The sequence below is a fragment of the Erwinia sp. GW821-FHT03D09 genome (genome assembly GCF_059420805.1).
The window spans coordinates 178,409-199,474 of sequence record NZ_JBWKUK010000001.1 but is presented as its reverse complement, the minus strand read 5'-3'; the positions used below and the strand labels follow the sequence as shown (position 1 = coordinate 199,474).

19 protein-coding genes and 3 pseudogenes are annotated in these 21,066 nt (G+C 55.3%); 12 read left to right on the top strand and 10 right to left on the bottom strand.

Annotated elements, in window-relative coordinates; translation table 11 throughout:
• Window positions 1–14: 14 nt before the first annotated feature.
• Both AC07U6_RS01035 and AC07U6_RS01030 read left to right on the top strand, forming a co-directional pair.
• Window positions 15–1,088, top strand: a complete 1,074-nt coding sequence (locus tag AC07U6_RS01035) for a sugar phosphate isomerase/epimerase family protein (protein WP_494762680.1) — start codon at window positions 15–17, stop codon at window positions 1,086–1,088.
• Window positions 1,081–2,238: a Gfo/Idh/MocA family protein gene (locus tag AC07U6_RS01030; RefSeq protein ID WP_494762679.1), complete on the top strand. Its 1,158-nt coding sequence runs from the start codon at window positions 1,081–1,083 to the stop codon at window positions 2,236–2,238. Before AC07U6_RS01035 ends, AC07U6_RS01030 begins: the two co-directional genes overlap by 8 nt.
• A gap of 29 nt (window positions 2,239–2,267) precedes the next feature.
• On the opposite strand, the gene AC07U6_RS01025 is transcribed toward AC07U6_RS01030, so the two are convergent.
• On the bottom strand, window positions 2,268–2,435 hold the full coding sequence (locus AC07U6_RS01025) for a hypothetical protein (protein ID WP_494762678.1): 168 nt from the start codon (window positions 2,433–2,435) through the stop codon (window positions 2,268–2,270).
• Window positions 2,430–2,543 (bottom strand): annotated as a pseudogene (locus AC07U6_RS01020) (hypothetical protein); the annotation flags it as partial. The pseudogene AC07U6_RS01020 and the gene AC07U6_RS01025, both read right to left, overlap by 6 nt.
• Before the next feature lie 251 nt (window positions 2,544–2,794).
• Between AC07U6_RS01020 and AC07U6_RS01015 the strand changes: the two are divergent.
• Together AC07U6_RS01015 and AC07U6_RS01010 are read left to right on the top strand one after the other, a co-directional pair.
• The gene (locus AC07U6_RS01015; RefSeq protein ID WP_494762677.1) at window positions 2,795–3,775 is read left to right on the top strand and encodes a LacI family DNA-binding transcriptional regulator; all 981 of its coding nucleotides are present in this window, start codon (window positions 2,795–2,797) and stop codon (window positions 3,773–3,775) included.
• Between the two features lie 13 nt (window positions 3,776–3,788).
• A complete protein-coding gene (locus AC07U6_RS01010) occupies window positions 3,789–4,559 on the top strand; it encodes a YdcF family protein (protein WP_494762676.1) in 771 nt (256 codons plus the stop codon).
• Window positions 4,560–4,645: 86 nt separating this feature from the next.
• Here AC07U6_RS01010 and AC07U6_RS01005 read toward each other — a convergent pair whose 3' ends face one another.
• Window positions 4,646–5,236, bottom strand: a complete 591-nt coding sequence (locus AC07U6_RS01005; protein ID WP_494762675.1) for a flavin reductase family protein — start codon at window positions 5,234–5,236, stop codon at window positions 4,646–4,648.
• A gap of 217 nt (window positions 5,237–5,453) precedes the next feature.
• Here AC07U6_RS01005 and map point away from each other — a divergent pair, with 217 nt between their 5' ends.
• The 3 genes from map (at window position 5,454) to AC07U6_RS00990 (ending at window position 7,390) form a co-directional block, all read left to right on the top strand.
• On the top strand, window positions 5,454–6,269 hold the full coding sequence (map, locus tag AC07U6_RS01000; protein WP_494762674.1) for a type I methionyl aminopeptidase: 816 nt from the start codon (window positions 5,454–5,456) through the stop codon (window positions 6,267–6,269).
• Window positions 6,270–6,371: 102 nt separating this feature from the next.
• Window positions 6,372–6,551, top strand: coding sequence for a cupin domain-containing protein (locus tag AC07U6_RS00995; RefSeq protein ID WP_494762673.1), 180 nt, complete (start codon window positions 6,372–6,374; stop codon window positions 6,549–6,551).
• Window positions 6,552–7,093: 542 nt separating this feature from the next.
• On the top strand, window positions 7,094–7,390 hold the full coding sequence (locus AC07U6_RS00990) for an Rdx family protein (RefSeq protein ID WP_494762672.1): 297 nt from the start codon (window positions 7,094–7,096) through the stop codon (window positions 7,388–7,390).
• A 364-nt stretch (window positions 7,391–7,754) separates the two neighbouring features.
• On the opposite strand, the gene AC07U6_RS00985 is transcribed toward AC07U6_RS00990, so the two are convergent.
• Both AC07U6_RS00985 and AC07U6_RS00980 read right to left on the bottom strand, forming a co-directional pair.
• On the bottom strand, window positions 7,755–10,154 hold the full coding sequence (locus tag AC07U6_RS00985; protein WP_494762671.1) for a TonB-dependent receptor domain-containing protein: 2,400 nt from the start codon (window positions 10,152–10,154) through the stop codon (window positions 7,755–7,757).
• 397 nt (window positions 10,155–10,551) lie between these two features.
• Complete coding sequence (locus AC07U6_RS00980; RefSeq protein ID WP_494762670.1) at window positions 10,552–11,031, bottom strand: GNAT family N-acetyltransferase; 480 nt, start codon at window positions 11,029–11,031, stop codon at window positions 10,552–10,554.
• Window positions 11,032–11,113: 82 nt separating this feature from the next.
• Here AC07U6_RS00980 and AC07U6_RS00975 point away from each other — a divergent pair, with 82 nt between their 5' ends.
• A complete protein-coding gene (locus AC07U6_RS00975) occupies window positions 11,114–12,049 on the top strand; it encodes a LysR family transcriptional regulator (protein ID WP_494764489.1) in 936 nt (311 codons plus the stop codon).
• On the opposite strand, the gene AC07U6_RS00970 is transcribed toward AC07U6_RS00975, so the two are convergent.
• The gene (locus tag AC07U6_RS00970; RefSeq protein ID WP_494762669.1) at window positions 12,037–13,371 is read right to left on the bottom strand and encodes an LLM class flavin-dependent oxidoreductase; all 1,335 of its coding nucleotides are present in this window, start codon (window positions 13,369–13,371) and stop codon (window positions 12,037–12,039) included. The two genes, AC07U6_RS00975 and AC07U6_RS00970, sit on opposite strands and share 13 nt — an antisense overlap.
• Before the next feature lie 196 nt (window positions 13,372–13,567).
• On the opposite strand from AC07U6_RS00970, the pseudogene AC07U6_RS00965 reads away from it, so the two are divergent.
• Together AC07U6_RS00965 and AC07U6_RS00960 are read left to right on the top strand one after the other, a co-directional pair.
• Window positions 13,568–13,792 (top strand): annotated as a pseudogene (locus tag AC07U6_RS00965) (bestrophin family protein); the annotation flags it as partial.
• Window positions 13,793–14,003: 211 nt separating this feature from the next.
• Complete coding sequence (locus AC07U6_RS00960) at window positions 14,004–14,171, top strand: hypothetical protein (RefSeq protein ID WP_494762668.1); 168 nt, start codon at window positions 14,004–14,006, stop codon at window positions 14,169–14,171.
• Window positions 14,172–14,206: 35 nt separating this feature from the next.
• On the opposite strand, the gene AC07U6_RS00955 is transcribed toward AC07U6_RS00960, so the two are convergent.
• Window positions 14,207–15,211 carry a Gfo/Idh/MocA family oxidoreductase gene (locus AC07U6_RS00955; RefSeq protein WP_494762667.1) on the bottom strand — a complete coding sequence of 335 codons (1,005 nt, stop codon included), beginning with the start codon at window positions 15,209–15,211 and terminating at the stop codon, window positions 14,207–14,209.
• A gap of 110 nt (window positions 15,212–15,321) precedes the next feature.
• On the opposite strand from AC07U6_RS00955, the gene AC07U6_RS00950 reads away from it, so the two are divergent.
• Window positions 15,322–16,341 carry a LacI family DNA-binding transcriptional regulator gene (locus tag AC07U6_RS00950; protein WP_494762666.1) on the top strand — a complete coding sequence of 340 codons (1,020 nt, stop codon included), beginning with the start codon at window positions 15,322–15,324 and terminating at the stop codon, window positions 16,339–16,341.
• Window positions 16,342–16,375: 34 nt separating this feature from the next.
• On the opposite strand, the gene AC07U6_RS00945 is transcribed toward AC07U6_RS00950, so the two are convergent.
• The gene (locus tag AC07U6_RS00945) at window positions 16,376–16,759 is read right to left on the bottom strand and encodes a YuaE family lipoprotein (RefSeq protein WP_494762665.1); all 384 of its coding nucleotides are present in this window, start codon (window positions 16,757–16,759) and stop codon (window positions 16,376–16,378) included.
• Between the two features lie 361 nt (window positions 16,760–17,120).
• Between AC07U6_RS00945 and AC07U6_RS00940 the strand changes: the two are divergent.
• Window positions 17,121–17,905: pseudogene (locus AC07U6_RS00940) on the top strand (MFS transporter).
• 81 nt (window positions 17,906–17,986) lie between these two features.
• On the opposite strand, the gene fabV reads toward AC07U6_RS00940, so the two are convergent.
• Window positions 17,987–19,186: an enoyl-ACP reductase FabV gene (gene fabV, locus AC07U6_RS00935; protein ID WP_494762664.1), complete on the bottom strand. Its 1,200-nt coding sequence runs from the start codon at window positions 19,184–19,186 to the stop codon at window positions 17,987–17,989.
• A 141-nt stretch (window positions 19,187–19,327) separates the two neighbouring features.
• Window positions 19,328–20,668, bottom strand: a complete 1,341-nt coding sequence (dsdA, locus tag AC07U6_RS00930; RefSeq protein WP_494762663.1) for a D-serine ammonia-lyase — start codon at window positions 20,666–20,668, stop codon at window positions 19,328–19,330.
• Window positions 20,669–21,066 lie beyond the last annotated feature (398 nt).

Here is a 21,066-nt window from a genome sequence, read left to right as displayed (position 1 = left end):
TTCAGGAGTAAGCAATGAAAACATTAAAAGGGCCTGGCCTGTTTTTGTCCCAGTTTATCGGCAATATGCCACCGTTTAATACCCTGGAAAACCTCGCCAGATGGGCGGCGGGGCTGGGTTTCAGGGCATTGCAGATCCCCTGTAATCATCCATCGATATTTGATGTGGAAAAGGCAGCCAGCAGCCAGGACTACTGTGATGACATCACCGCACTGCTGGCGCGCTATGGACTGGTGATTAGCGAACTGTCCACCCACCTTGAGGGGCAGCTGCTGGCGGTACACCCGGCCTACGAACTGGCGTTCCGCGATTTTGCCCCGGCGGCGCTGCGTGATGATGCGCCTGGCCGCCAGCAGTGGGCAGCGGAGAAGATCCGGCAGGCGGCTGCGGCGTCGGAGCGGCTGGGGCTGAAATCCCATGCCACCTTCTCCGGCGCGCTGGCCTGGCCCTACTTTTACCCGTGGCCACCGCGCAAAGAGGCATTGATCGACGCCGCTTTTACCGAGCTGGCCGCCCGCTGGAAGCCGATTCTCGACTGCTTCGACCGCCACGGCGTGGATGTCTGCTACGAGCTCCACCCGTCGGAGGATTTACACGATGGCGTAACCTTCGATCGCTTCCTGGCTGCGGTCGATCATCATCCGCGATGCAATATTCTGTTCGATCCGAGCCATATGCTGTTACAGCAGATGGACTATCTGACGTTTATTGATCTCTATCATTCGCGTATCAAAGCGTTTCACGTTAAGGATGCCGAATTCATCCTCTCCGGGCGCAGTGGCGTTTACGGCGGCTATCAGCCATGGAGCGAGCGCCCCGGCCGCTTCCGCTCGCCGGGTGACGGTCAAATCGATTTCAAAGGCATTTTCAGCCGACTGGCGCAGTACGGCTATGACGGCTGGGCTGTGCTGGAGTGGGAATGCTGTCTGAAGGATGCAGAGAGCGGCGCACGGGAAGGCGCACAGTTTATCAGCGAGCATATTATTCCGGTATCCGCGCGCGCGTTTGATGACTTTGCCGCCACCGGCAGCGAAGACGACAGCATTCGCGCCATGCTGGGGCTGGATGCGGAGCCAAAAAATGATTAAGGCGGCGATTATCGGCTCGGGCTTTATCGGCCCGGCACACCTTGAAGCGATCCGCCGTCTTGGATTCGTGGAGGTGGTGGCCATCTGCGACAGCTCGCTGGAAAAAGCTCAGGAGAAAGCCAAACAGCTCAATGTGCCCCACGCCTATGGTGACGTGGCGGAACTGCTGCGCCACGAGGGATTGCAGGTGGTGCATAACTGCACACCTAACCATCTGCACGCGGCGATTAATCGGCAGGTGCTGGCGGCGGGTAAACATCTGTTCTCCGAAAAGCCGCTGTGCATGACCGGCGAGGAGGCGCGCGAGCTGGTGAAACTGGCGGAAGCGTCCGGCGTGGTGCACGGCGTGAGCTTTGTCTATCGCCAGTTTGCCATGGTTAAACAGGCCGCCAGCATGATCCGCCAGCAACAGCTCGGCAGCGTGTTTGCCGTTCACGGCAGCTATCTGCAGGACTGGATGCTGTACGACAGCGATTTCAACTGGCGCGTATCCGCAACCCAGGGAGGCGCATCCCGGGCGGTGGCGGATATCGGTTCCCACTGGTGCGATACGCTGCAGTTCGTTACCGGCCGACGTATCAGCGCGGTGATGGCAGACTTTTCCATCGTTCATCCCGTTCGCCGGGTGGCACGCGAGGCCGCTACCACCTTTGCTGCGGCCAAAGAGAACGAGGAATATGACGAGGTGGCGGTAGATACCGAAGACTTCGCGTCGATACTGCTGCGCTTCGATGACGGCAGCCGGGGCAGCCTGACGGTTTCGCAGGTCAGCGCCGGGCGCAAAAACCGGCTGGTGTTTGAGGTTAACGCCAGCGAAATGTCGGTGGCCTGGGATCAGGAAGTGCCACAGCAGCTGTGGCTGGGGCACCGTGACCGCCCTAACCAGACGCTGAGTGACGATCCTTCCCTGGTGAACCGCGATGTCGCCGCTGCCGTTCATTTCCCCGGTGGCCATATTGAAGGCTGGCCGGATGCGTTTAAAAATATGATGCTCAACTACTACCGCTTTATTCAGCAGGGTAAACAGCCGGGCGTGGATGCGGCAGGCTTCGCCACCTTCCATGAGGGGGCCAGCGTGCTGCTGATCGTGGAGGCGATGCTGAAAAGCAACCGCGAGCAGCGCTGGGTTGAGGTGGAAACGCTGGCATAAAAGCGTTTCCACCCGTGCGTCAGCGGAGGTCAGGGCAAATTTCGTGCCCTGACCTTTTGTAGCCGCCGTAGGGTTATGGCGCACGCACCGGTGTGCGCATCCTCGATATGTTCGCGCATCAGCGCTATCGCCCGTTCCTGCTCGCGGTTGTCTATCGCCGCCAGCTGCGCAGCATGTTTGCGCAATAATCGTGTCATCGTCTGCTCCAGCCCGTAGCTGCCGAGCGAAATGGAGATCGGGAAGGTCGTAAAAATCACCCCCATCCCGTAGCCTGCCGCCACGGTACCGGCGGCAAAACCGCGTTGTGTTTCGCTATTACCACCGGTTCGCTTATCGAGGTCATTGATCTCTCTCCAAAATTGCGCTCTGTTATCCCGCCGTGGTCAGGCCACTGTTCTATAGAATTTAAAAAGAGATAAATATGATGCAGTGCAAGTTTTTGGCGCACGGCGATGGTGCGTGGTGGGATTTCTGCCCGGGAGAAGCGGTGCCCGGCACAGCCTGCATAAACTGTGTTAATCTGTGCGGAATAACGATCAGCGTGGACAGTGATGGGATGTCGATTCAGAAAATTGCGCGCCTTGCCGGTGTATCCGTAGCCACCGTTTCCCGCGTGTTAAATAACCAGGGTACGGTCAAACCGCAGAATCGCGAGCGCGTACTTAGCGCAATCAAAGAGAGTAACTACCAGCCCAACCTGCTCGCCCGCCAGCTGCGCACCGCGCGCAGTAATATGCTGCTGGTGATGGTATCCAATATCAGCAACCCGTTTTGCGCCGACGTAGTAAAAGGCATAGAGGCCGAGGCTGAAAGCAACGGCTACCGTATTTTGCTGTGTAACTCCGGTTCAGACGTGAAGCGCTCGCAGTCCAGCCTGCAGCTGCTGTCCGGCAAAATGGTTGATGGGGTGATCACCATGGATGCCATCTCCGCCCTGCCGCAGCTCAGCACGCTGATTGCCGATGCGCCCTGGGTGCAGTGCGCGGAATATGATGAAGACTCGTCGGTTTCCAGCGTCGGCATCGACGATTACCAGGCATCACGCCATGTGGTCGGTCAGTTTATTGCAGGCGGCCGCCAGAACGTGGCGATGATCAACCACGATCTGACCTATAAATATGCCCGCCAGCGCGAACAGGGCTATCGCGATACGCTGCAGGAACATCAGCAGGACGGTTTTCCAGTGGAGTACGCCGCGGAATTGAGCTTCAACGCCGGTAAAGAGGCGATGCAAGCGCTGCTGGCACAGCCGCAAAGACCGGATGCAGTATTCGCGATTTCCGATACGCTGGCCGCCGGGGCGATTCGCGCCATTGACGAGGCCGGGCTGCGCATCCCGCAGGATATTGCCGTGATTGGTTTTGACGGTACCGAACTGGGAGAAATGACTTCGCCGCAGCTTTCCACCATCGAGCAGCCCTCGCATCAGATTGGCCGCCAGGCGGTGACATTACTGCTGAATAAAATTAACGATCCCTCCGGGCCGCCGGAGAGATCGCGGCTGGCGTGGCGTTTTGTTCAACGGCTTTCCAGCTAACAGGGGATCACCGATGCAAACAGACAACAGCACCCTCAGCGATATCAACCTTATCAGCGAGTGGCTTTCGTGGGATGAACTGCCGACGGCGGGCCGCTTTGATGCTGACCTGATTGTGCTGGCCGGGCATGCGGTGGTGCCGGCAATCTTTGGCGTACTGGAGATGGCCGCCACAACGGGCATTCCGCTGCTGTTGACCGGCGGCGTGGGGCACTCCACATCCTTACTGAAGCAGGCACTGGCTGAAAACGCGTTAACACGCCACACGACTTTCGACCAGCGCGCCGAAGCGGATGTTTTCTTCGCGCTGGCCACCGACTTCTTCGACATATCCCCTTCCCAACTTCACGTTGAGAACCGTTCGGCAAACTGCGGGCAGAACGCGGATTTTACCCGCGATGTGATCGCCGACCTGGGGCTGAAAGCGCAAAGAATCATTCTGTCGCAGGACCCGCTGATGCAGCGCCGCACCCGGGAAACGTTTGAGTTTAGCTGGCGGCAGCGGAAAATGAAGGCTGAGTTTATTAACTGGCCGGTCTTTGTTCCCCGCCTCGTCGCTGTTGCCGATAGCACGTTGATTACCGGCGCGCAAAGCGCAGGTATCTGGGATAACGCGCGCTTTGTTTCAATGGCGCTGGGCGAGATGCGTCGCCTGAATGATGATGCCAGCGGCTACGGGCCGAAAGGTGCCGGGTTTATCGGCCACGTTACTATCCCAATGGACATCGCAGCGGCGTGGCAACGAATGACACAAACGACGCTGGGCGAACTGAGCCGCCTCTGAATCACGGGTTTATTGCTGCCCATCGTTCTTAAAACGGGAGTGTTGACCTATTGAGCGGTACTCTCCGTTCGTGAGCAGCACGCCGGTTAATCCCCTTCGCTGCCGTCCAGCACGTTCAGTGATTCTCCGGTAGCGTAAAACTGGCCGCCCGCGACATAGTGCAGACTGCGAAAAGATGGATCGGCGCGATCGAAATGCCAGTGGCCGTCGCTGAATACCCGACTGTCGGCCCACGCCCCCACCACTTCGCCGATAAACAGGTCGTGTGCCTGCTGATTATGCGGTTCGTTAATCAAACGGCAGGCCAGCCACGCCGAGCAGCCCGCGACAAAGGGCAAATCGAAGCCATCGAACGAGAACAGCCCAACGCCGCAGTCCGCCAGTTTATCCGGTTCGGTAAACAAACTGTGGGTGCCGACGCTGTGGGTCAGCTTGATCTGCGCCACCGTGGGCACCTGGATAACGAAGGTTTCACTGCCTTCCACCAGCTGACGGGTTTTAGCAATTTTATCCAGCACCACCAGAATTTTGGCCGGAGAGAAATCCAGCCCGGTGGCCCAGGCGGCGGCCATCACATCTTGTACGCCATCGTGACGGGCTGAAACCAGCACCGTCGGTCCATGGTTAATCAGGCGGTAGGCTTTTTCCAGCGCTACGGGGGTAATAAATTCGTTCATAAATGATCTCGATGAGCATGATGTTACGAGGTAAAGGTCAGAATAAACCATCAGGTAGCTGCCTGTCGTGCAGGCGTACCAGGCGCAGCACAGCAGGATAAACAGGAACCGTTGCCGATTGAATTGCCGATTGAAACGAGATTCATTACGTCATTGATTGTTTCATCGCTAATCGGAAACTAGAATAGCTATCAGATACTTAACTTCAGGAACCGTTATGCGAAATATTAAAATTCACTCGGCCGAGGGAATTGAGAAGGCGCGGATCGCCGGAAACCTTGCTGCAAAAGTGCTGGCGATGATCGGCGAGCATGTTAAACCGGGCGTGACTACCGAGCAAATCGATGATATTTGTCACGACTATATTGTGAATACGCTGAAATGCGTGCCGGCCAACATCGGCTATCACGGCTACACTAAAACCACCTGTACCTCGGTCAATCACGTGGTGTGCCACGGCATTCCAAACTCGAAAAAAGCCCTGCGCGATGGCGATATCGTCAATATTGACGTGGCGCTGATCTGTGACGGCTGGTACGGCGACACCAGCCGCATGTACTACGTCGGCACCCCGTCTATCCGCGCCAAACGCCTGGTGGAAGTCACCTACCAGTCGATGGTTGCCGGCATTAAAACCGTCCGCCCCGGCAGTACTCTCGGCGATATTGGCGCGGCAATCCAGAAAATCGCCGAAGCCGCGGGCTTCAGCGTGGTGCGCGAATACTGCGGTCATGGCATCGGGCAGATTTATCACGATGACCCGCAGATCCTGCACTACGGTATTGCGGGCCAGGGGCCGGAGCTGAAGGCCGGAATGATTTTCACCATTGAACCGATGATTAATGCCGGTAAAGCGGCGGTCAGCGTGCTGGCCGATGAATGGACGGTCGTGACAAAAGACCGCTCGCTGTCGGCACAGTGGGAGCACACCGTGGCGGTCACCGAAACCGGATTTGATCTGCTGACGCCATGGCCAGACGGTACCGGTGAGTACGAAGCGATTTGCCCCCCTATTAATGAGATTTGCTCATAACTGCTATGTGGGTTGCCGCCTCAATCTCTGCGGCTAAATGGCCTATTATTGTCGGGTATCCGTTAACGGATACCCGATTTTCATTTGAGCAGAGGAATCGCCATGATTGATATCATTAAAAACGGCAGCAAAGCCCCCGCAGCCGGACCCGCCGACTATTTCACCGGTTCAGTCACCATTAATGCCCCTTTCCAGGCGACCGAACCTGCTCGTGTAGGCGGCGCGACCTCCGGTCAGGGCTGGGTACAGGAGTGGGATAAGGAAGTGCAGGCGATCGCCTGAATAAGCTTTACGCGCATAAAAACTACCGTTACCTCTGTAATCAGAGACATCTTATTTTTGATTCCCCCTTTCTGGGGCCGACTATCCCACAATCATCTTTTGCCATAAAAATTAATAATGGCCGGAAATAATGTCTTCGCCGTTATTATTAACATCTTTATCAATATAACAGCGGAATAGTTATGATAAAAAAACCTTACTGGCGGGAATATTTCTCGCCACATTAACCGGATATTTTGTAGCGACTTATAGCCACAAACTGCAGAACGTTGAATCCGGCGATCGTGTGGGAATAAGTATTGATAACAGAAACCTCGACTATATGCGCATCTATCCAAATACCGCAAAGTGCATTAATCTTAACTCCCCAGATAATGGCTATACGAATAACGCAATCGGCTTCCAGACTAAGTTGAATAACAAACCAATCCATTTAAGAGCGGTCTGAATTAACAATCAGCAGGACAAAACCATAGCTTCGGGATAAAATTATGCCGGTAACCACTTCACCTTATCTCTTACCGACTGGAAGGCCCGCAACCATGAGCACCCTGCCCGCTGTTAAAATACAATACTGTTCCCAATGCAACTGGATGCTGCGCGCCAGCTGGATGGCCCAGGAGCTGCTGCATACCTTCAGCACCGATTTGGCCTCAGTCACCCTGGTGCCGGGCACCGGTGGAATTTATGAGATTACCGTCAACGATGAAGCGATCTGGAATCGCAAAACCGATAACGGCTTCCCGGATGCCGCCGAGATTAAGCGCCGGCTGCGTGCTATCTGCTTCCCGGAACGCGATCTCGGTCATATCGATCAGCACGCCAAACCGGCGGAGTAATACGCAGTTCTGGCGTTACAGCCGGGTGGGTAAATACCCGGCTTGTTTAGGCGACCTTACATCATAATGACTGCCACCGCTATTACTACTGCTAATTTTACTGCTGCACTATCCCCTTACAATCGTCACCGTAAAGATCGACTGAGCGACACAGCTGGGTTTTAATGGCTTTAATTCGCTGTGGGTTTGGCTTAATCCCATATCTCCCTTCGCGATACATCGTAAATAAATTTTGAATTTCCCTCAGAATAGACATCCAGTATTTTACGCCACGCAATTAACTATTCCCATTTTGTTTCCGCCACACAAAAAGAAACCCCGCGTGTAATCGCGGGGTTGAGTATTGATACGGCAATAACAACGATTAGAAATCGACGTTTACGCCCAGCTGGAAGCTGCGGCCCGGCATCACGGCCAGCGCATTATCGTAGCCATCCTGCGCGGTATTTTCCGTCAGCTCGCGGCTGCTGAGGTAATCCCAGTATTTGCGATCGGTCAGGTTATACACGCCGCCGCTCAGCTTGACGTTTTTGCTCACGCGCAGCCATGCGGTCATATCCACCATGCCGTAGCCCGGCACGCGCATATATTCTGCGGTGGAATCGGTGATTGGCGTACCCACGTTGGTGTAGCTCTCGCGGTTGGTGGCTTCGGCCTGCTTGCCCTTAACAAAGGTGGCGGTCACCGCGGCACCGTAACGCTGGGCCGGGTCATCCCATGCCACGCCAACGATGGCTTTCATTGGTGCGACGCTTTCAAGATCGATGTACTTGTCACCGTTGTAGCTCGACTTCGACTGGCCTTTGCTGTACGCCAGGCCAAGGTTAGCGCTCAGGCCGTTAACTTCTTCAAACCAGGTACCAAAGTTAATTTTGGTGCTGATTTCACCGCCCCAGATATAGGCTTTATCACGGTTTTCAGCCTGATAGGTGGTGTAGATGTTAGACGGTACGTTAACGAACTTGTCCGGGTTTGCCGCACGACGGTAACGGGAATAGGCAATGAAGTTCTTATAGCTGTTGTAGTACAGCGAGGTGTTTAACGTCACACCTTCAACCGCTTCACCCTTCACGCCCCACTCGAAGTTGTTGCTGGTTTCCGTATCCAGATCGGTGTTGCCAATCAATGCATACTGCTGCGGGCCGGCATAGCTTGAACCCAGGTTCCATGAGCCGTAAAGCTGGCTGGCGTTCGGGAACTGCGCGCCGCGCTTGTACTGGATGTAGGTCATCAGGGTTGGTGTCAGATCGTAGTTGAAGCTGATTGACGGCAGCACCTGAGTATCTTTATTGGTTTTACCGTACAGCGTTTCCACCGAGGCGCCGTTAAGCGCGGTGCTGTTGGCGGTCAGATTATCCAGATTCTGCGGTTTGGTTTCCTGATGAGCCACGCGCACGCCGGGCACCACCGAGAAGTTGTGTCCACTAAGGTCAAACTGGATATCGTCCTGCACGAAGCCACCCAGTACCGTGGTGCGGCTGTCGCCCTGCGGCTTCATGACCACGCTGGATGGACCCGGTGCCGGAGACTGGCTGAACGGGCGTTCGGCATCGCTGACGCGGCCGTTCAGACCGGCGCTCAGGTTATGACGACCCAGAGCTTTCGCCAGTTGCGTTTCCAGACCGTAGGTTTTTACATCATAGTCGGAGTAGACGCGCTGCATGTTGCCAGTCATTTCATCCGGCATCAGCGTGTTGTCATGGGCTTCGGTCTTCTGCCAGTAGGCTTTGGTCGTCAGGCTGTCAACCCACTCGCTGGACGGCGTCCACTCATCCTTCACCGAAGCCCCCCAGCGGCGGGTATTGCTCTGCTGGTTGGCGGGGCCGAGGATCGCAGAACCGCTGCGGTTCCAGCTGTCGTAGTTGGTGTGCTTAACCTTGCTGTAGAAATCCAGCACGCCGGTAAATTTATGCTCGTCGTTCGGCTGCCAGATGCCCGAGGTTAACAGCGCATCAGAGTGCCAGTTAGCCGGATAGGCATCATGTACGCCGCTGTTGTTGCGGGTCTGCTGACCGTCACGGCGGCTGTAGGCAATCAGGCCGCGCAGGGTCTGATCGCCTGCTGCAGCGGTAATGCCGTTGTGCCAGCTGCGGCTGGAAGAATCGTAGTCGCTCTGATAGCCGAAATAAGTGTCTTTGCCCGGCTGTAGATAATCATCGGCAGATTTCGGCTGGAACGAGACGGAACCGCCCATAGCGTTGTTGGCGTAGGAGGTTTCCGTGGCACCGGCAACGATATCGATCTGCCCGTAGACGTAAGGATCGATGTAGTCGCGGCCAATCCCGAAGGTGTTCACGCCCGCACGGCTGGCGTAGCTGCGGCCAGTCGCATCCGGTTGTGGAATGCCGTCAACGTCCAGCGCCACGCGGTTGCTTTCCAGGCCACGAATGTTGTAACCGGTGTAGCCGCCGCGGTCGAAGCCGCTTTTGCCGTCGGAAGAACCGCCGCTGGAACCGGTGGCGCTGATCGCCAGCTGGTTGCGCATCACCGAACCGAAATCGTTACTGCCGCGCTTCTGCAGTTCGTCAGCGGTGATGGTGGTTTTGGTACCGGCGACTTTCTTAATCTCCGGCGCGGTCACGATCATGATCGGCTCGTTGTTTTTAACCGGTTTGACCAGATTCTGTTTCTGACTGGTGTTAGCACTGTTAGCCACGTCGTTTTGCGCAGCAGGCGCTTCTGCGGCGTTAACGGCAGCGGTAAAAAACGTTCCCATGACGAGAGATGTCTGCAGTAATCCCCTGCGGGATGAAAATTTGAGCATGTCAAATACCCTGATCTATTTTATTGGTATTTGCCCGGCATCGGCTTCCTGTACAAACGGGTGTGTAACGAATCTAAAAGGGTATTGCAGGTGAATCTTTATATTTTACGACATCATATATAAATGATAAGCATTATCAACATGAAATTAATAATTATTTGCAATTTTCCGCGGAACTTTTTCGCTGGCAAAACATTGCGATGTCATTGAAGTGTGCAATGGAGTCAGCATGGGGAGGGGCTAAAGTGGGGTTGAGCGACGAGAAATATTACATAATTAGCTGATTTACGTGATTTTCTCAGCTTGCTGAGGGTCAACACAACGAAGCCAGCGGCAAGGCTGACTTCGTGCGCACAATCGTGAGGCTGATTCTCAGCCGGGCAGGATTGGCAAATAATCAGGAGGCGGCGAAGTCCGTCAGCATCGCACCTTCCATGCGGTAGCGCACCCACTCGTCCTGCGGTGCTGCACCGATGCTTTTATAGAAATCGATGGCGGGCTGATTCCAGTCCAGCACGCTCCACTCCAGGCGACCGCAGCCCCGCTCTACCGCCAGTTTCGCAATATGGCGCAGCAGCTGTTTACCCGCCTTTTGTCCGCGAAAACGCGGCGAAATATACAGATCTTCCAGGTAAATACCGTTTTTTCCCAGCCAGGTAGAGTAGCTGGTAAAGAACACCGCATAGCCCGCCGGGACGCCATCGAACTCACAAATCAGCCCTTCCGATTTACTGTCATCGGCAAACAGCGTCTGTTCAATATCCTGCTGTGTGGCAATCACTTCATGCAGCGCTTTTTCGTATTCGGCCAGTTCGGCGATCATCGCGAGGATCAGTGCGGCATCGCGGCGTTCAGCGCGGCGGATAACAAGTTTCATGGTTATTCCCGTCTTACATTGAGTTGATGGCGGGCAGAATACCCGCTAATCTCGGATGAATGAAGTGCATTGTTATCAGTATATAGTGAATTTTATGCATCCAAATTTACGTAACCTCGACCTCAACCTGCTGCTGGTATTTGACGCGGTCTGGCGACACCAGTCGGTAGCTCGAGCGGCGGAGGAGCTGGCGTTGAGTAATTCGGCGCTTAGCCATGCGCTAAGCCGCCTGCGCCGCCATCTTGACGATGAACTGTTTTACCGGGTCGGCCACGAAATGCAGCCTACCCTTTTTGCCACCGCGCTGGCAGAATCGGTCAATAACAGCCTGTCGCAGCTTAATCAGAGCGTACAGAAACGCCCCCGCTTCGATCCGGCAACAAGCCAGCACGAATTCACCTTTGCCGTCACCGATTTCACCACCTTCAGTCTGTTCCCTGCGCTGATGGCGAAAGTCCAGCAGCTCGCGCCGTGGCTTCGCTTTCAGTTGATTCACAGCGAACAGAAAGTCGCGCTGCACGAATTAATGGCCGGACGCGTAGACTTCGCACTGGGATTCAGCGAGGTCCACGATCGTCGGCTGCCGGACATTGAAGAAATGGACTGGATGGAAGATGAATACGTCGTGATTGCCTCGCCGCGTTTTTTCCCCGCGGACAGGCCTATCGACCTGGCGCAGTATATCGCCGCCCGGCATCTGGTGGTCACACCGTGGAATGAGAAAACGGGGTATATCGATAGCGAGCTGGCGCTGTTGGGAATGGAACGACATATTGCTCTGCGGATGCCGTCGGTGCTTGGCGCGCCGTTTATCATCGCGCAAAGCCCACTGCTGATGACCATTCCGCGCTATGCCGCAGAGCGTTTGCAGCACAGCGTGGAGTATGCGATCCATCCGCTGCCGTTTGCCATTCCGCGCTACAAAGTGAAAATTTACAGCTGGCAGAAAAACAGCCAGCGCGATGCCTGCCGCTGGCTGCTTGAACTGCTGCGCGGGTTGAAAAATCAGCTCGCGTGAGTCAACTGCTGTGATTCAACGCTGTAGCGGTTTTCACGCACCGGCAGATCCAGCCGCTCGCGCAGCGTGGTGCGTTCGTCCAGCTGCCAGTAGCCGCGTTCGGTCAGAATTGGCAATACATAACGGGTTACGTCTTCCAGTGCCTCGTTCAGCACCGGACCGCAGATGATAAAGCCGCTGGCTCCGCCCTGCTCCACCCAGCGAATGAAGGTGTCCGCCACCTGCTCCGGCGTGCCGAAGAATTCACCCTTCGGTAACGTGGTGCGATAGGCCACTTCGCGCACCGTCAGCTGCTCCTCTTTCGCCAGCCGTTTGATTTGATCGGTGGTTGAGCGGAAGGTGTTCTCCCCCAGCGTGTCCAACTCCGGGAACGGGCCCTCGGGATCGTACTGGCTGAAATCGTGATGATCGAAGAAGCGCCCCAGATAGCTGAGGGCATCGTCCAGCGACAGCAGCGACAGCAGATAGCGATATTTTTCTTCCGCCTCGGCTTCCGTTTTGCCGACAATCGGCGTGATACCGGGGAAAATTCCCGGGGTCGGTTTCTGCTGCGCGCGGGCTTCAGCGTCCAGCTTGTGCGCATAGCTTTCTGCTTCTTCCAGCGTGCGGGCGTTGGTGAATACTGCATCCGCCGTTTTGGCCGCCAGCGCAATCCCGGTATCGGAGGCACCGGCCTGGAAAATGACCGGCTGTCCCTGCGGCGAACGCTGAATGTTCAGCGGCCCGGCCACCGAGAAGTATTCGCCTTTATGATTCAGCGCGTGCAGTTTCGAGGCATCAAAGAACACGCCGCTCTGCTTGTCGCGAATAAAGGCGTCATCTTCCCACGAGTCCCACAGCCCCTGCACCACCTGCAAATACTCTTCGGCGATGCGATAGCGCTCTGAATGCTGCGGATGCGCGCGGCCAAAGTTGCGCCCCGAACCTTCCAGCGGCGAAGTCACCACGTTCCATCCTGCGCGACCGCCGCTCAACAGATCGAGCGATGCAACCTGACGCGCTACGGTAAAGGGATCGCTGTACGAGGTGGAAATCGTACCGGCCAGGCCAATACGACGCGTCACCGAAGCCAGCGAGGACAGCAGAGCTATCGGCTCGAAGCGGTTAAGGAAGTGCGGCAGCGACTTTTCGTTAATGTGCAAACCGTCGGCAACGAATAAAAAATCCAGCCCGGCGTCTTCTGCCTGATGTGCCAGCTGGTGATACCAGTTAACATTGACGCTGGCGTCAGCAGGTACGTTATGGTGCCGCCAGGCGTTCATATGACCACCTGCCCCCTGTAACATCAGGCCGAGCTTAATCCGGCGTGCAATCTGGCTCATAAGCTAACTCCGTGGTAATCCGTCGTAATAAGATATACCTTCAGATTTCCATAAAATTGCCGCAGATTTAAATATCAATATTGGCTTTGCATTGCCGCTTTGTGTCTAATTCACTGGAAATATTGCCATGATCGTTCGTCCTCATCAGCACTGGTTCCGCCGTCTGTTTTCCTGGCGCGGCGCGGTGCAATCTCCGGTCACCGACCTGCACTATATGACGCCGGTCGTATCGATGTTTATCTCCTACACCTTCCTGTCGCTGGAGTCGCTGGCGGAAGAGCTGGAAGATCCGTTTGGCGTCGATGCTAACGATCTGCCGCTGAATGCCATCTGTAACACCATCGAACACACCCTGCGGGATATGAATAATGAGGCGCTGCCGCCGTCGCTGAAACCGGATGCCCGCTTCAATCTGATTTGATGCTATTGAGCAAGCTCTTATCAAACGAAACAGCGCGCAATGCGCTGTTTTTGCTCGAAGATTAGTGTTCGCTGACGCAGTGAACGGATTGATGGATTTCCATCATAAAAGCGGTCCCCCCCCAAAAAAATCCGCTGTTTATAGTGAAATATCGCCGCCCGGCGGCGACTCAATCCGCTTGATGCCCTACACATAATAATCAGGAGCTGCCATGTTTCCGTCTTCATTACCCAAGGCCCGTACGCTTGACCCGCACGCCGTACCTTCCCTGCGTTGGGGGATTATCGGCCCGGGCTGGATTGCCGAACGTTTTACCCGCGCGCTGAAAGAGTTCACCTCGCGGCAGCGGGTGGCGATCTCGCTCAACGTTAAGGGTTAAACCGACCGCCAGTGGCGATCGGTTGCTGTTATGTTTTACAGCTGCTCAACCTTACAGAAAGTACCGGTTTCCAGCGATTTCACCGCCGCTTCGGCAATCGCCTGCGCCTGAAGCCCATCGTGCAGGCCCGGCACGGATACCGCTTCACCATTCAGCGAGCGGACAAACGCATCCAGATGCAGGTAATAGGTCTCTTTCACGCGGTTGAACCAGTCGGCATACAGCGGTGGTCGGTTGATACCGGAGGTGCTGTACAGCGTGGCGCCCTGTGGACTTTGTGCCGCGGAGTCGGACATGCCTTGTGAACCCAGCACGGTGATGCGCTCGTCATAGCCATAACCGGTGCGACGGGTATTATCCAGTTGTGCCAGTGCGCCGCTGCGCATTTTCATCATCAGCACCGATGTATCCACATCGCCGAAACTGGCGATTTCCGGCATTGCCAGCGCCGATCCCATGGCACCAATAGTGTCCACTTCGTCTTCCGTCAGCCAGCGCAGCAGATCGAAAAAGTGTATTGCCTGGTCGCGCATCTGCCCGCCGGAGCTTTGCAGGTAGCTTAGCGGCGGCAGTTCAGAGGCGCGGCAAACCATCTGGATCAGTTCGGCTTTACCAATCAGCCCCTGCTGTAAATGCTGCTTAAGCTGGTTGTGGCTGGGATCGAAGCGTCGGTTGAAACCCACCGTCACCGGTACCGGATGGCGGGCCATTTCGTCTACCACCCGGCGCGCTTTTTCCAGCGACAGATCGATAGGTTTCTCGCAGTAGACTGCCTTGCCCGCCGCGGCCGACGCGGCCAGAAATTCGGCGTGTGATGGTGTGGACGTCGCGATAAGAATGGTATCGATAGCGTCACTGTTAATCGCCTCCGTCACGCTACCCACGCGCGCACCGTAGCGGCTGGCAATCTCATCCGCGCGGCTGCGATCCCGATCGGCCACCATCACCAGCTCAATATCCGGATGGGCCGCCAGGTTTTTAGCATGAACCTGCCCAATAAATCCGCTGCCCAGCAGGGCAAACTTACGTTTTTGTACCATTTCGCGACGCCTTTATAGGTTAAACATCAGTGTTCGATTGCCAGGATAGCGCCAGTGAATATACTGGCTGAATCGACTTTTTGATGGAATTCCATCATGCGGAGAAAAGAGTGAAGAAGATCACGCTGGAAGAGCTGGCCAGGCAGGTTGGCGTGGGAGTCGCGACCGTCGATCGCGTACTTAACGAGCGCGGCGGCGTCTCCCCGACCACAACCCACCGGGTATTACAGGCAGCAAGGGAAGCGGGTCTGAAGCGTATTTTGCCGGACGCACACCGCCAGCCGTGGCAGATTGCGCTGTTACTCAGCAGCAGCGATGCGTTTTTCTTCAGCCAGCTGAGTCAGGACTTCAGTAACCTTGCCGGCCAGCTGGGTTATGGCCAGGTGACGCTGCACCGCACGCTGATTGCCGAGGATAACCCGGAACTGCTGGCGGCGCAGATCGTCAAGGCCAGCGAACAGCGCGACGGCATCATTGTATTTGCTCACGAGCACCAGGCGATCTATGCCGCGCTTGAGCACTGTTATCAGCGCAACGTGCCGGTGATCACGCTGGCCACCGATCTTCCTGGGGCAAAACGCCTGTGCCATGTCGGGATTAATCAGCTACAGGCCGGGCGCACCGCCGGGCTGCTGATGGGGAAAATGATCAACGGGCCGGGCGAGGTGATTATCATCAGCGGGCGAATGGATTACCTGGCGCACCGGCAGCGGGTGGAAGGATTCAGCGCGGTACTCTCCAGCCAGTTTCCTCATCTGCGCGTGCATAAGGTGCTGGCCGCACTGGACGATCGCCAGCAGGTCAGCCGTTTGCTGGAGCAGCAGCTGTACGAGAGTAAAACCATTCACGGAGTTTACAACACCGGGCTGGGAAATCGCGAAATCGGCGAGGCGCTGGCACGCTATCGGCTGCTGAATAAAGCGGTGTTTATCACCCATGAGCTGTATCCCACCACCCGCGCGCTGCTGGCGCAGGATGCACTGGCGCTGGCGCTCGATCAGAATACGCGGGAACTTGCTCAGCGCTCAATGGCGCTGATGCTGAAATATCTGGAGCAGCAAAACAGGCCGGACGAGTACGCGGAAGGCAAGATAGAATTTGTACTGTATACGCGGGAGAACAGCCAGTGAACAACGCGGCAGCGTGATGCTGCCGCGTAGACTATCAGACTTCTTTCACGATCTGACGGGTCAGTTCGCTGCGGATATCGAAGCAGAGATTGCGCAGATTAAACTGATATTTTGGTAAGGCGATATCGTCAATGTCGCTGCCAATTTTGCCACGAATTTCCATGTACTTATTCAGCTGACCGTTAATGCGATCGAAACGCTGGCGGTACTGCTGATAAACCGTCACGTTGTAAGATTGCATCGCATCCAGCTCATCACGACACTGCCCTACGCGAGCATCAAATGCGCTCAGGGTTGGTTTTTCCACAACCGGCTGTGGAGGCGGTGGAGGCAGTGGCGGGGCAACGCGCGGTTGTGGATGAACAGCACAACCCGTGACTAAGAAAGCCATCATCAGCGCTGGAACTAATTTATTCATATCATCACCAGATTGCGTTCCTGCTTTCACAGGAGAAGGGGTAACAGTGCAAAATCCATCCGTTGCACACAGTTAAAGACCCGTAGCAGGCTTAGTTTTACTTTGCGATTTTCCACCTGCAAGGAAGCGAAGTGATAATAGCAAAAAATGTCGCAAATTATCTACTTACTCAACCTTAAAGCCGGTGGCTTTTTAAAAAATTCTGATACGAACTATCTTTGTTTGTTAATTCGCTTACTGGCGATACTTATGCGCAGGTGCGGGCAGGCCACCCTGTTAGCCGGTATCGTTCTTTTGAACGATAGCGCTCCGCGCGTTTGAAAATCGATACTGCACGAAATGCTCCGCAGGGAACGCCATCATGCAGAAATCCCCCGCTCTCCCATCGCGACGGCTACTGTCCGCTATTGTCGCCTTTGCCGCACTTGCCCCCGGGGGCCTGATGACCGCCCCCGCTATTGCCGCACAGCTGTCGGTGCAGCTACATCTTTCTCCTTCTTACATCGGTTTTCTGTTCTCAACGGAGCTGGGCGCGATGAGCCTTGCGACGTTCCCCGCCTGGTAACGAAGAATATCGCCGGGCCTTATATGCCCGGGCTGCTGGCGGCGCTGGCAGTGCTGCTGTTCTATACCGGACAAAGCGCCGTCTGGGCATTTAGCGGAACGATTGCGGCAGATGCCGGGCTGGATCGTATTCACAGCGGGCAGATACTGGCGGTTGCTACGGTGTTCGGCATGATCGGTGCCTGCATCACTGCAGCACTGTCTTCACACAGCCACAGCCGGTTTTTATTACGGCTGGGATACGTATTATTACTGGTGGGGATTGCGCTGTTCAGCCATCATCCGCTCAGCGTACGATTCGCACTGGCGGCGGTGCTGTTTGAGTTTTCCTGGATTTTCGTCCTGCCGTTTATTCTGTCGCGGGTGGCGGCGTTGGATAACAATGGTAAACTGATGAACGCGATCAACCTGGTTATCGGCGGCGGTCAGGCGCTGGGGCCATCAATAGCCGGTTATTTGCTGGAAAATTCCGGCGGTCAAACCGGTACTATGCTGCTGACGGCAGCCCTGTCGGTGGTGCTGTCGCTGGTGTTCATCTCGCTGGCTGTATATCACCAGGCGAAAAAAAACCGCCATCTTTAAGCCGATGGCGGTCGATCACGGTGAACAGTGAAGCGTTTTTTTTAAATCAACCGCAGCACTGTTCACTCATCCGCGCAGGATTTACATCTGCACCAGATTGTTGATTTTTACATCCGGATTCACGTCAGCTGCATAGTCAACGCCTTCCAGGCCGAAACCGAACAGGTGCATAAACTCGGCTTTATAGCCAGCAAAGTCAGTCAGCTCGTTCAGATTTTCGTCGGTCACCACGGACCACAGGCGGGTAACTTCTTCCTGCACTTCCGGTGCCAGCTCTTTATAGTCAGCGCGCAGGCGCCCTGTTTCATCCAGAATCGGCGAGGCATTGTACAGGCTGTCCTTGAACAGGCCGTAAACCTGCTCGATGCAGCCTTCGTGGGTGCCTTTCTCTTTCATGACTTTAAACAGCAGTGACAGATACAGTGGCATCACCGGGATCGCCGAGCTGGCCTGAGTCACTACCGCTTTCAACACGGAAACGCGCGCATCGCCTTTACCGTGAGCGGCCAGAGTGTCGCGAAGAGTCAGAACGCGCTTGTCCAGATCCTTTTTCGCTTCGCCGATAGAGCCGTTCCAGTAGATATCGTGGGTGATTTTCTCGCCCAGGTAGGTGAACGCGGTGGTTTTCGCGCCGTCAGCCAGCACGCCCGCTTCCAGCAGTGCATCGATCCACATCTGCCAGTCTTCGCCACCCATGACCGCGACGGTGCCGTCGATCTCTTCCTGAGAAGCCGGTTCCAGCGCCACATCGTTAATGGTTTCTTTATCGGTATTCAGACCGCGAGTCACCAGCGATTTTCCGATTGGTTTCAGGGTCGAATTGAACACTTCACCGGTGGTTGGATGGGTACGACGCGGTGCAGCCAGGCTGTACACCACCAGATCAACCTGACCGAGATCCTGTTTGATCAGTTCAATGGTTTTTTGTTTAACGGCATCAGAGTAAGCGTCACCGTTGATGCTTTTCGCATACAGGCCTTTCGCGGTGGCAAACTCTTCAAACGCGGCAGAGTTATACCAGCCGGCGGTAGCAGGCTTGCTCTCTTCGCCCGGACGCTCGAAGAACACACCCAGCGTGTCTGCATCGCAGCCGAAAGCCGCAGAAATGCGCGCCGCAAGCCCGTAACCCGTTGAGGCACCGATCACCAGAACTTTTTTCGGGCCGGAAGCAATTGCGCCCTGAGCCGTGACGTAATCAATCTGTTTTTTGACGTTAGCTTTACAACCCGCGGGGTGGGCAGTAACACAGATGAAGCCACGGATGCGTGGTTTAATAATCATGTAGACCTCAATGTAGAAACTTTTCGTTAAGTTTTTCATTAAACTAAAAACTAAGGGCGCTAGAATACCGCTTCTGCCGTTCCAGGCAAAGCCCAGATGCGTTCTTATCGCCCGACCGCCGACTCTGAATGCGGTGATTGTTTACTCTTTGAGCGCTATTGCAGCAGTAGCAAGGTACTTCGCCATTTCATCCGGCGGCACCATGCCACCGCCGGTGGCCCATACCAGATGTGTTGCGCCGGACATCGCCCGAACTGAAATCCCCTGTTTTACCAGTTGTTCAGTCTGCGCGGACAACCGCCACGGGCCAGCCATACCTGCCAGCGCCGAGGGTTCAAGCGCCAGCTGCTGATGGCGATACATTAGTCCCAGCAGCACGTACATCTCATCGTCACTGAGAGTATAAAATGCGCTCAGCAACCGTTCCATCGCCCGGCCAACAAAACCGGAAGCGCGCCCTACGGCCAGCCCGTCTGCCGCCGTAACGTTATCAATCCCCAGATCCTGAACCGAAATTTCATCATGCAAGCCGGTGTGCACGCCCAGCAGCATGCAGGGAGAGTGCGTTGGCTCCGCGAAGATGCAGTGGACGTTATCGCCAAACGCCAGCTTGAGACCAAACGCTACCCCGCCGGGACCGCCGCCAACGCCGCACGGCAGATAAACGAACAGGGGATGTTCACTATCAACAATGACTTGCTGCGCAGCCAGCTGCTGCTTAAGTCGATCTCCCGCCACCGCATAGCCCAGGAAAAGATTGTGCGAATTTTCATCGTCTATAAAGAAACAGCGCTCGTCCGCTGCCGCCTGTCGTCGCCCTTCCGCCACCGCCACGCCGTAATCCTGATCGTACTCCACCACGGTCACGCCGTGGCTGCGTAGCTTCTGCTTTTTCCATGCGCGCGCGTCAGCAGACATATGAACAGTAACGTTGAATCCAAGCGCGGCGCTGATAATACCGATCGACAATCCAAGATTGCCGGTGGAACCCACCGCGATACGGTGCTGGCTAAAGAACTGGCGAAATTCGGGCTGTGCCAGGCGGGCGTAATCATCCTGTTGCGTCAGTAATCCGGCCTCGATCGCCAGCTTCTCCGCATGCGCCAGCACTTCATAAATACCACCGCGCGCTTTGATCGATCCGGACACCGGCAGATGACTGTCTTTTTTCAGCCACAGTTTCCCCGCCAGCCGCTGGCCATAACGCACGTCTAACACCGGTTGCAAAACAGGCAGTGGGCAGACTGGGGATTCAATAATACCGCCGCTCGCCTGAGTTTCCGGGAAAGCGATCGTCAGCCACGGAGCAAAACGATCAAGCCTTGCCGCTGCATCGGCCACCTGTTCGGCACTCAGACCCACGTAGGGATAACCGTTCTGCATACTGGTGTAGTGAGGATTGAACCAGGTTACTGGTTGTAGCGCGCATAAATCATTTAGCAGTGGAAAGTCCTGCTTAAGGCTTTTAACGTCCGATAACATAGTTTCTTCTCCTGAAGACGCGTGGCCGGTTACTCAGTTCATGTGTTCCGGGGATGCAGACGGGCGCAAACATCAAAGTATGATCGCATTCAAATTTCTGAAAAATATAATAAAAATAGCAATATGCAGTTTACATGCATAACTATCAGCTGAAAACCGCCCGTTAAGCAACTCTGCCTGTACGCCGAGGGTAACTATGCAGTTTCAGGCGGTTTTTTTGCACCAAAACGAAGCAATTTACAATTATTTAATAAGTTTGAAACTTTTTTTTGGTGTTAAATTGATGGCAGCTCAGTGAGATGTCCTGAGCAATCCACGGTAATTAGTAGTTATAACTAAGCATCGCGCGCCGGTGTATTAATCATCACCGACAAAGCGGAGCTAATAAAATAAAGGTT

Bases quoted from the DNA above. Each gene is read 5' to 3' on its own strand.
- AC07U6_RS00955 (WP_494762667.1), bottom strand. From the start codon at position 15,211: ATGGTACAAAAACGTAAGTTTGCCCTGCTGGGCAGCGGATTTATTGGG.
- AC07U6_RS01010 (WP_494762676.1), top strand. From the start codon at position 3,789: ATGCAAACAGACAACAGCACCCTCAGCGATATCAACCTTATCAGCGAG.
- AC07U6_RS01030 (WP_494762679.1), top strand. From the start codon at position 1,081: ATGATTAAGGCGGCGATTATCGGCTCGGGCTTTATCGGCCCGGCACAC.
- AC07U6_RS01015 (WP_494762677.1), top strand. From the start codon at position 2,795: ATGTCGATTCAGAAAATTGCGCGCCTTGCCGGTGTATCCGTAGCCACC.
- dsdA (WP_494762663.1), bottom strand. From the start codon at position 20,668: ATGTTATCGGACGTTAAAAGCCTTAAGCAGGACTTTCCACTGCTAAAT.
- AC07U6_RS01035 (WP_494762680.1), top strand. From the start codon at position 15: ATGAAAACATTAAAAGGGCCTGGCCTGTTTTTGTCCCAGTTTATCGGC.
- AC07U6_RS00960 (WP_494762668.1), top strand. From the start codon at position 14,004: ATGTTTCCGTCTTCATTACCCAAGGCCCGTACGCTTGACCCGCACGCC.
- AC07U6_RS00980 (WP_494762670.1), bottom strand. From the start codon at position 11,031: ATGAAACTTGTTATCCGCCGCGCTGAACGCCGCGATGCCGCACTGATC.
- AC07U6_RS00990 (WP_494762672.1), top strand. From the start codon at position 7,094: ATGAGCACCCTGCCCGCTGTTAAAATACAATACTGTTCCCAATGCAAC.
- AC07U6_RS00985 (WP_494762671.1), bottom strand. From the start codon at position 10,154: ATGCTCAAATTTTCATCCCGCAGGGGATTACTGCAGACATCTCTCGTC.
- AC07U6_RS01005 (WP_494762675.1), bottom strand. From the start codon at position 5,236: ATGAACGAATTTATTACCCCCGTAGCGCTGGAAAAAGCCTACCGCCTG.
- fabV (WP_494762664.1), bottom strand. From the start codon at position 19,186: ATGATTATTAAACCACGCATCCGTGGCTTCATCTGTGTTACTGCCCAC.
- AC07U6_RS00995 (WP_494762673.1), top strand. From the start codon at position 6,372: ATGATTGATATCATTAAAAACGGCAGCAAAGCCCCCGCAGCCGGACCC.
- AC07U6_RS00945 (WP_494762665.1), bottom strand. From the start codon at position 16,759: ATGAATAAATTAGTTCCAGCGCTGATGATGGCTTTCTTAGTCACGGGT.
- AC07U6_RS00970 (WP_494762669.1), bottom strand. From the start codon at position 13,371: ATGAGCCAGATTGCACGCCGGATTAAGCTCGGCCTGATGTTACAGGGG.
- map (WP_494762674.1), top strand. From the start codon at position 5,454: ATGCGAAATATTAAAATTCACTCGGCCGAGGGAATTGAGAAGGCGCGG.
- AC07U6_RS01025 (WP_494762678.1), bottom strand. From the start codon at position 2,435: ATGACACGATTATTGCGCAAACATGCTGCGCAGCTGGCGGCGATAGAC.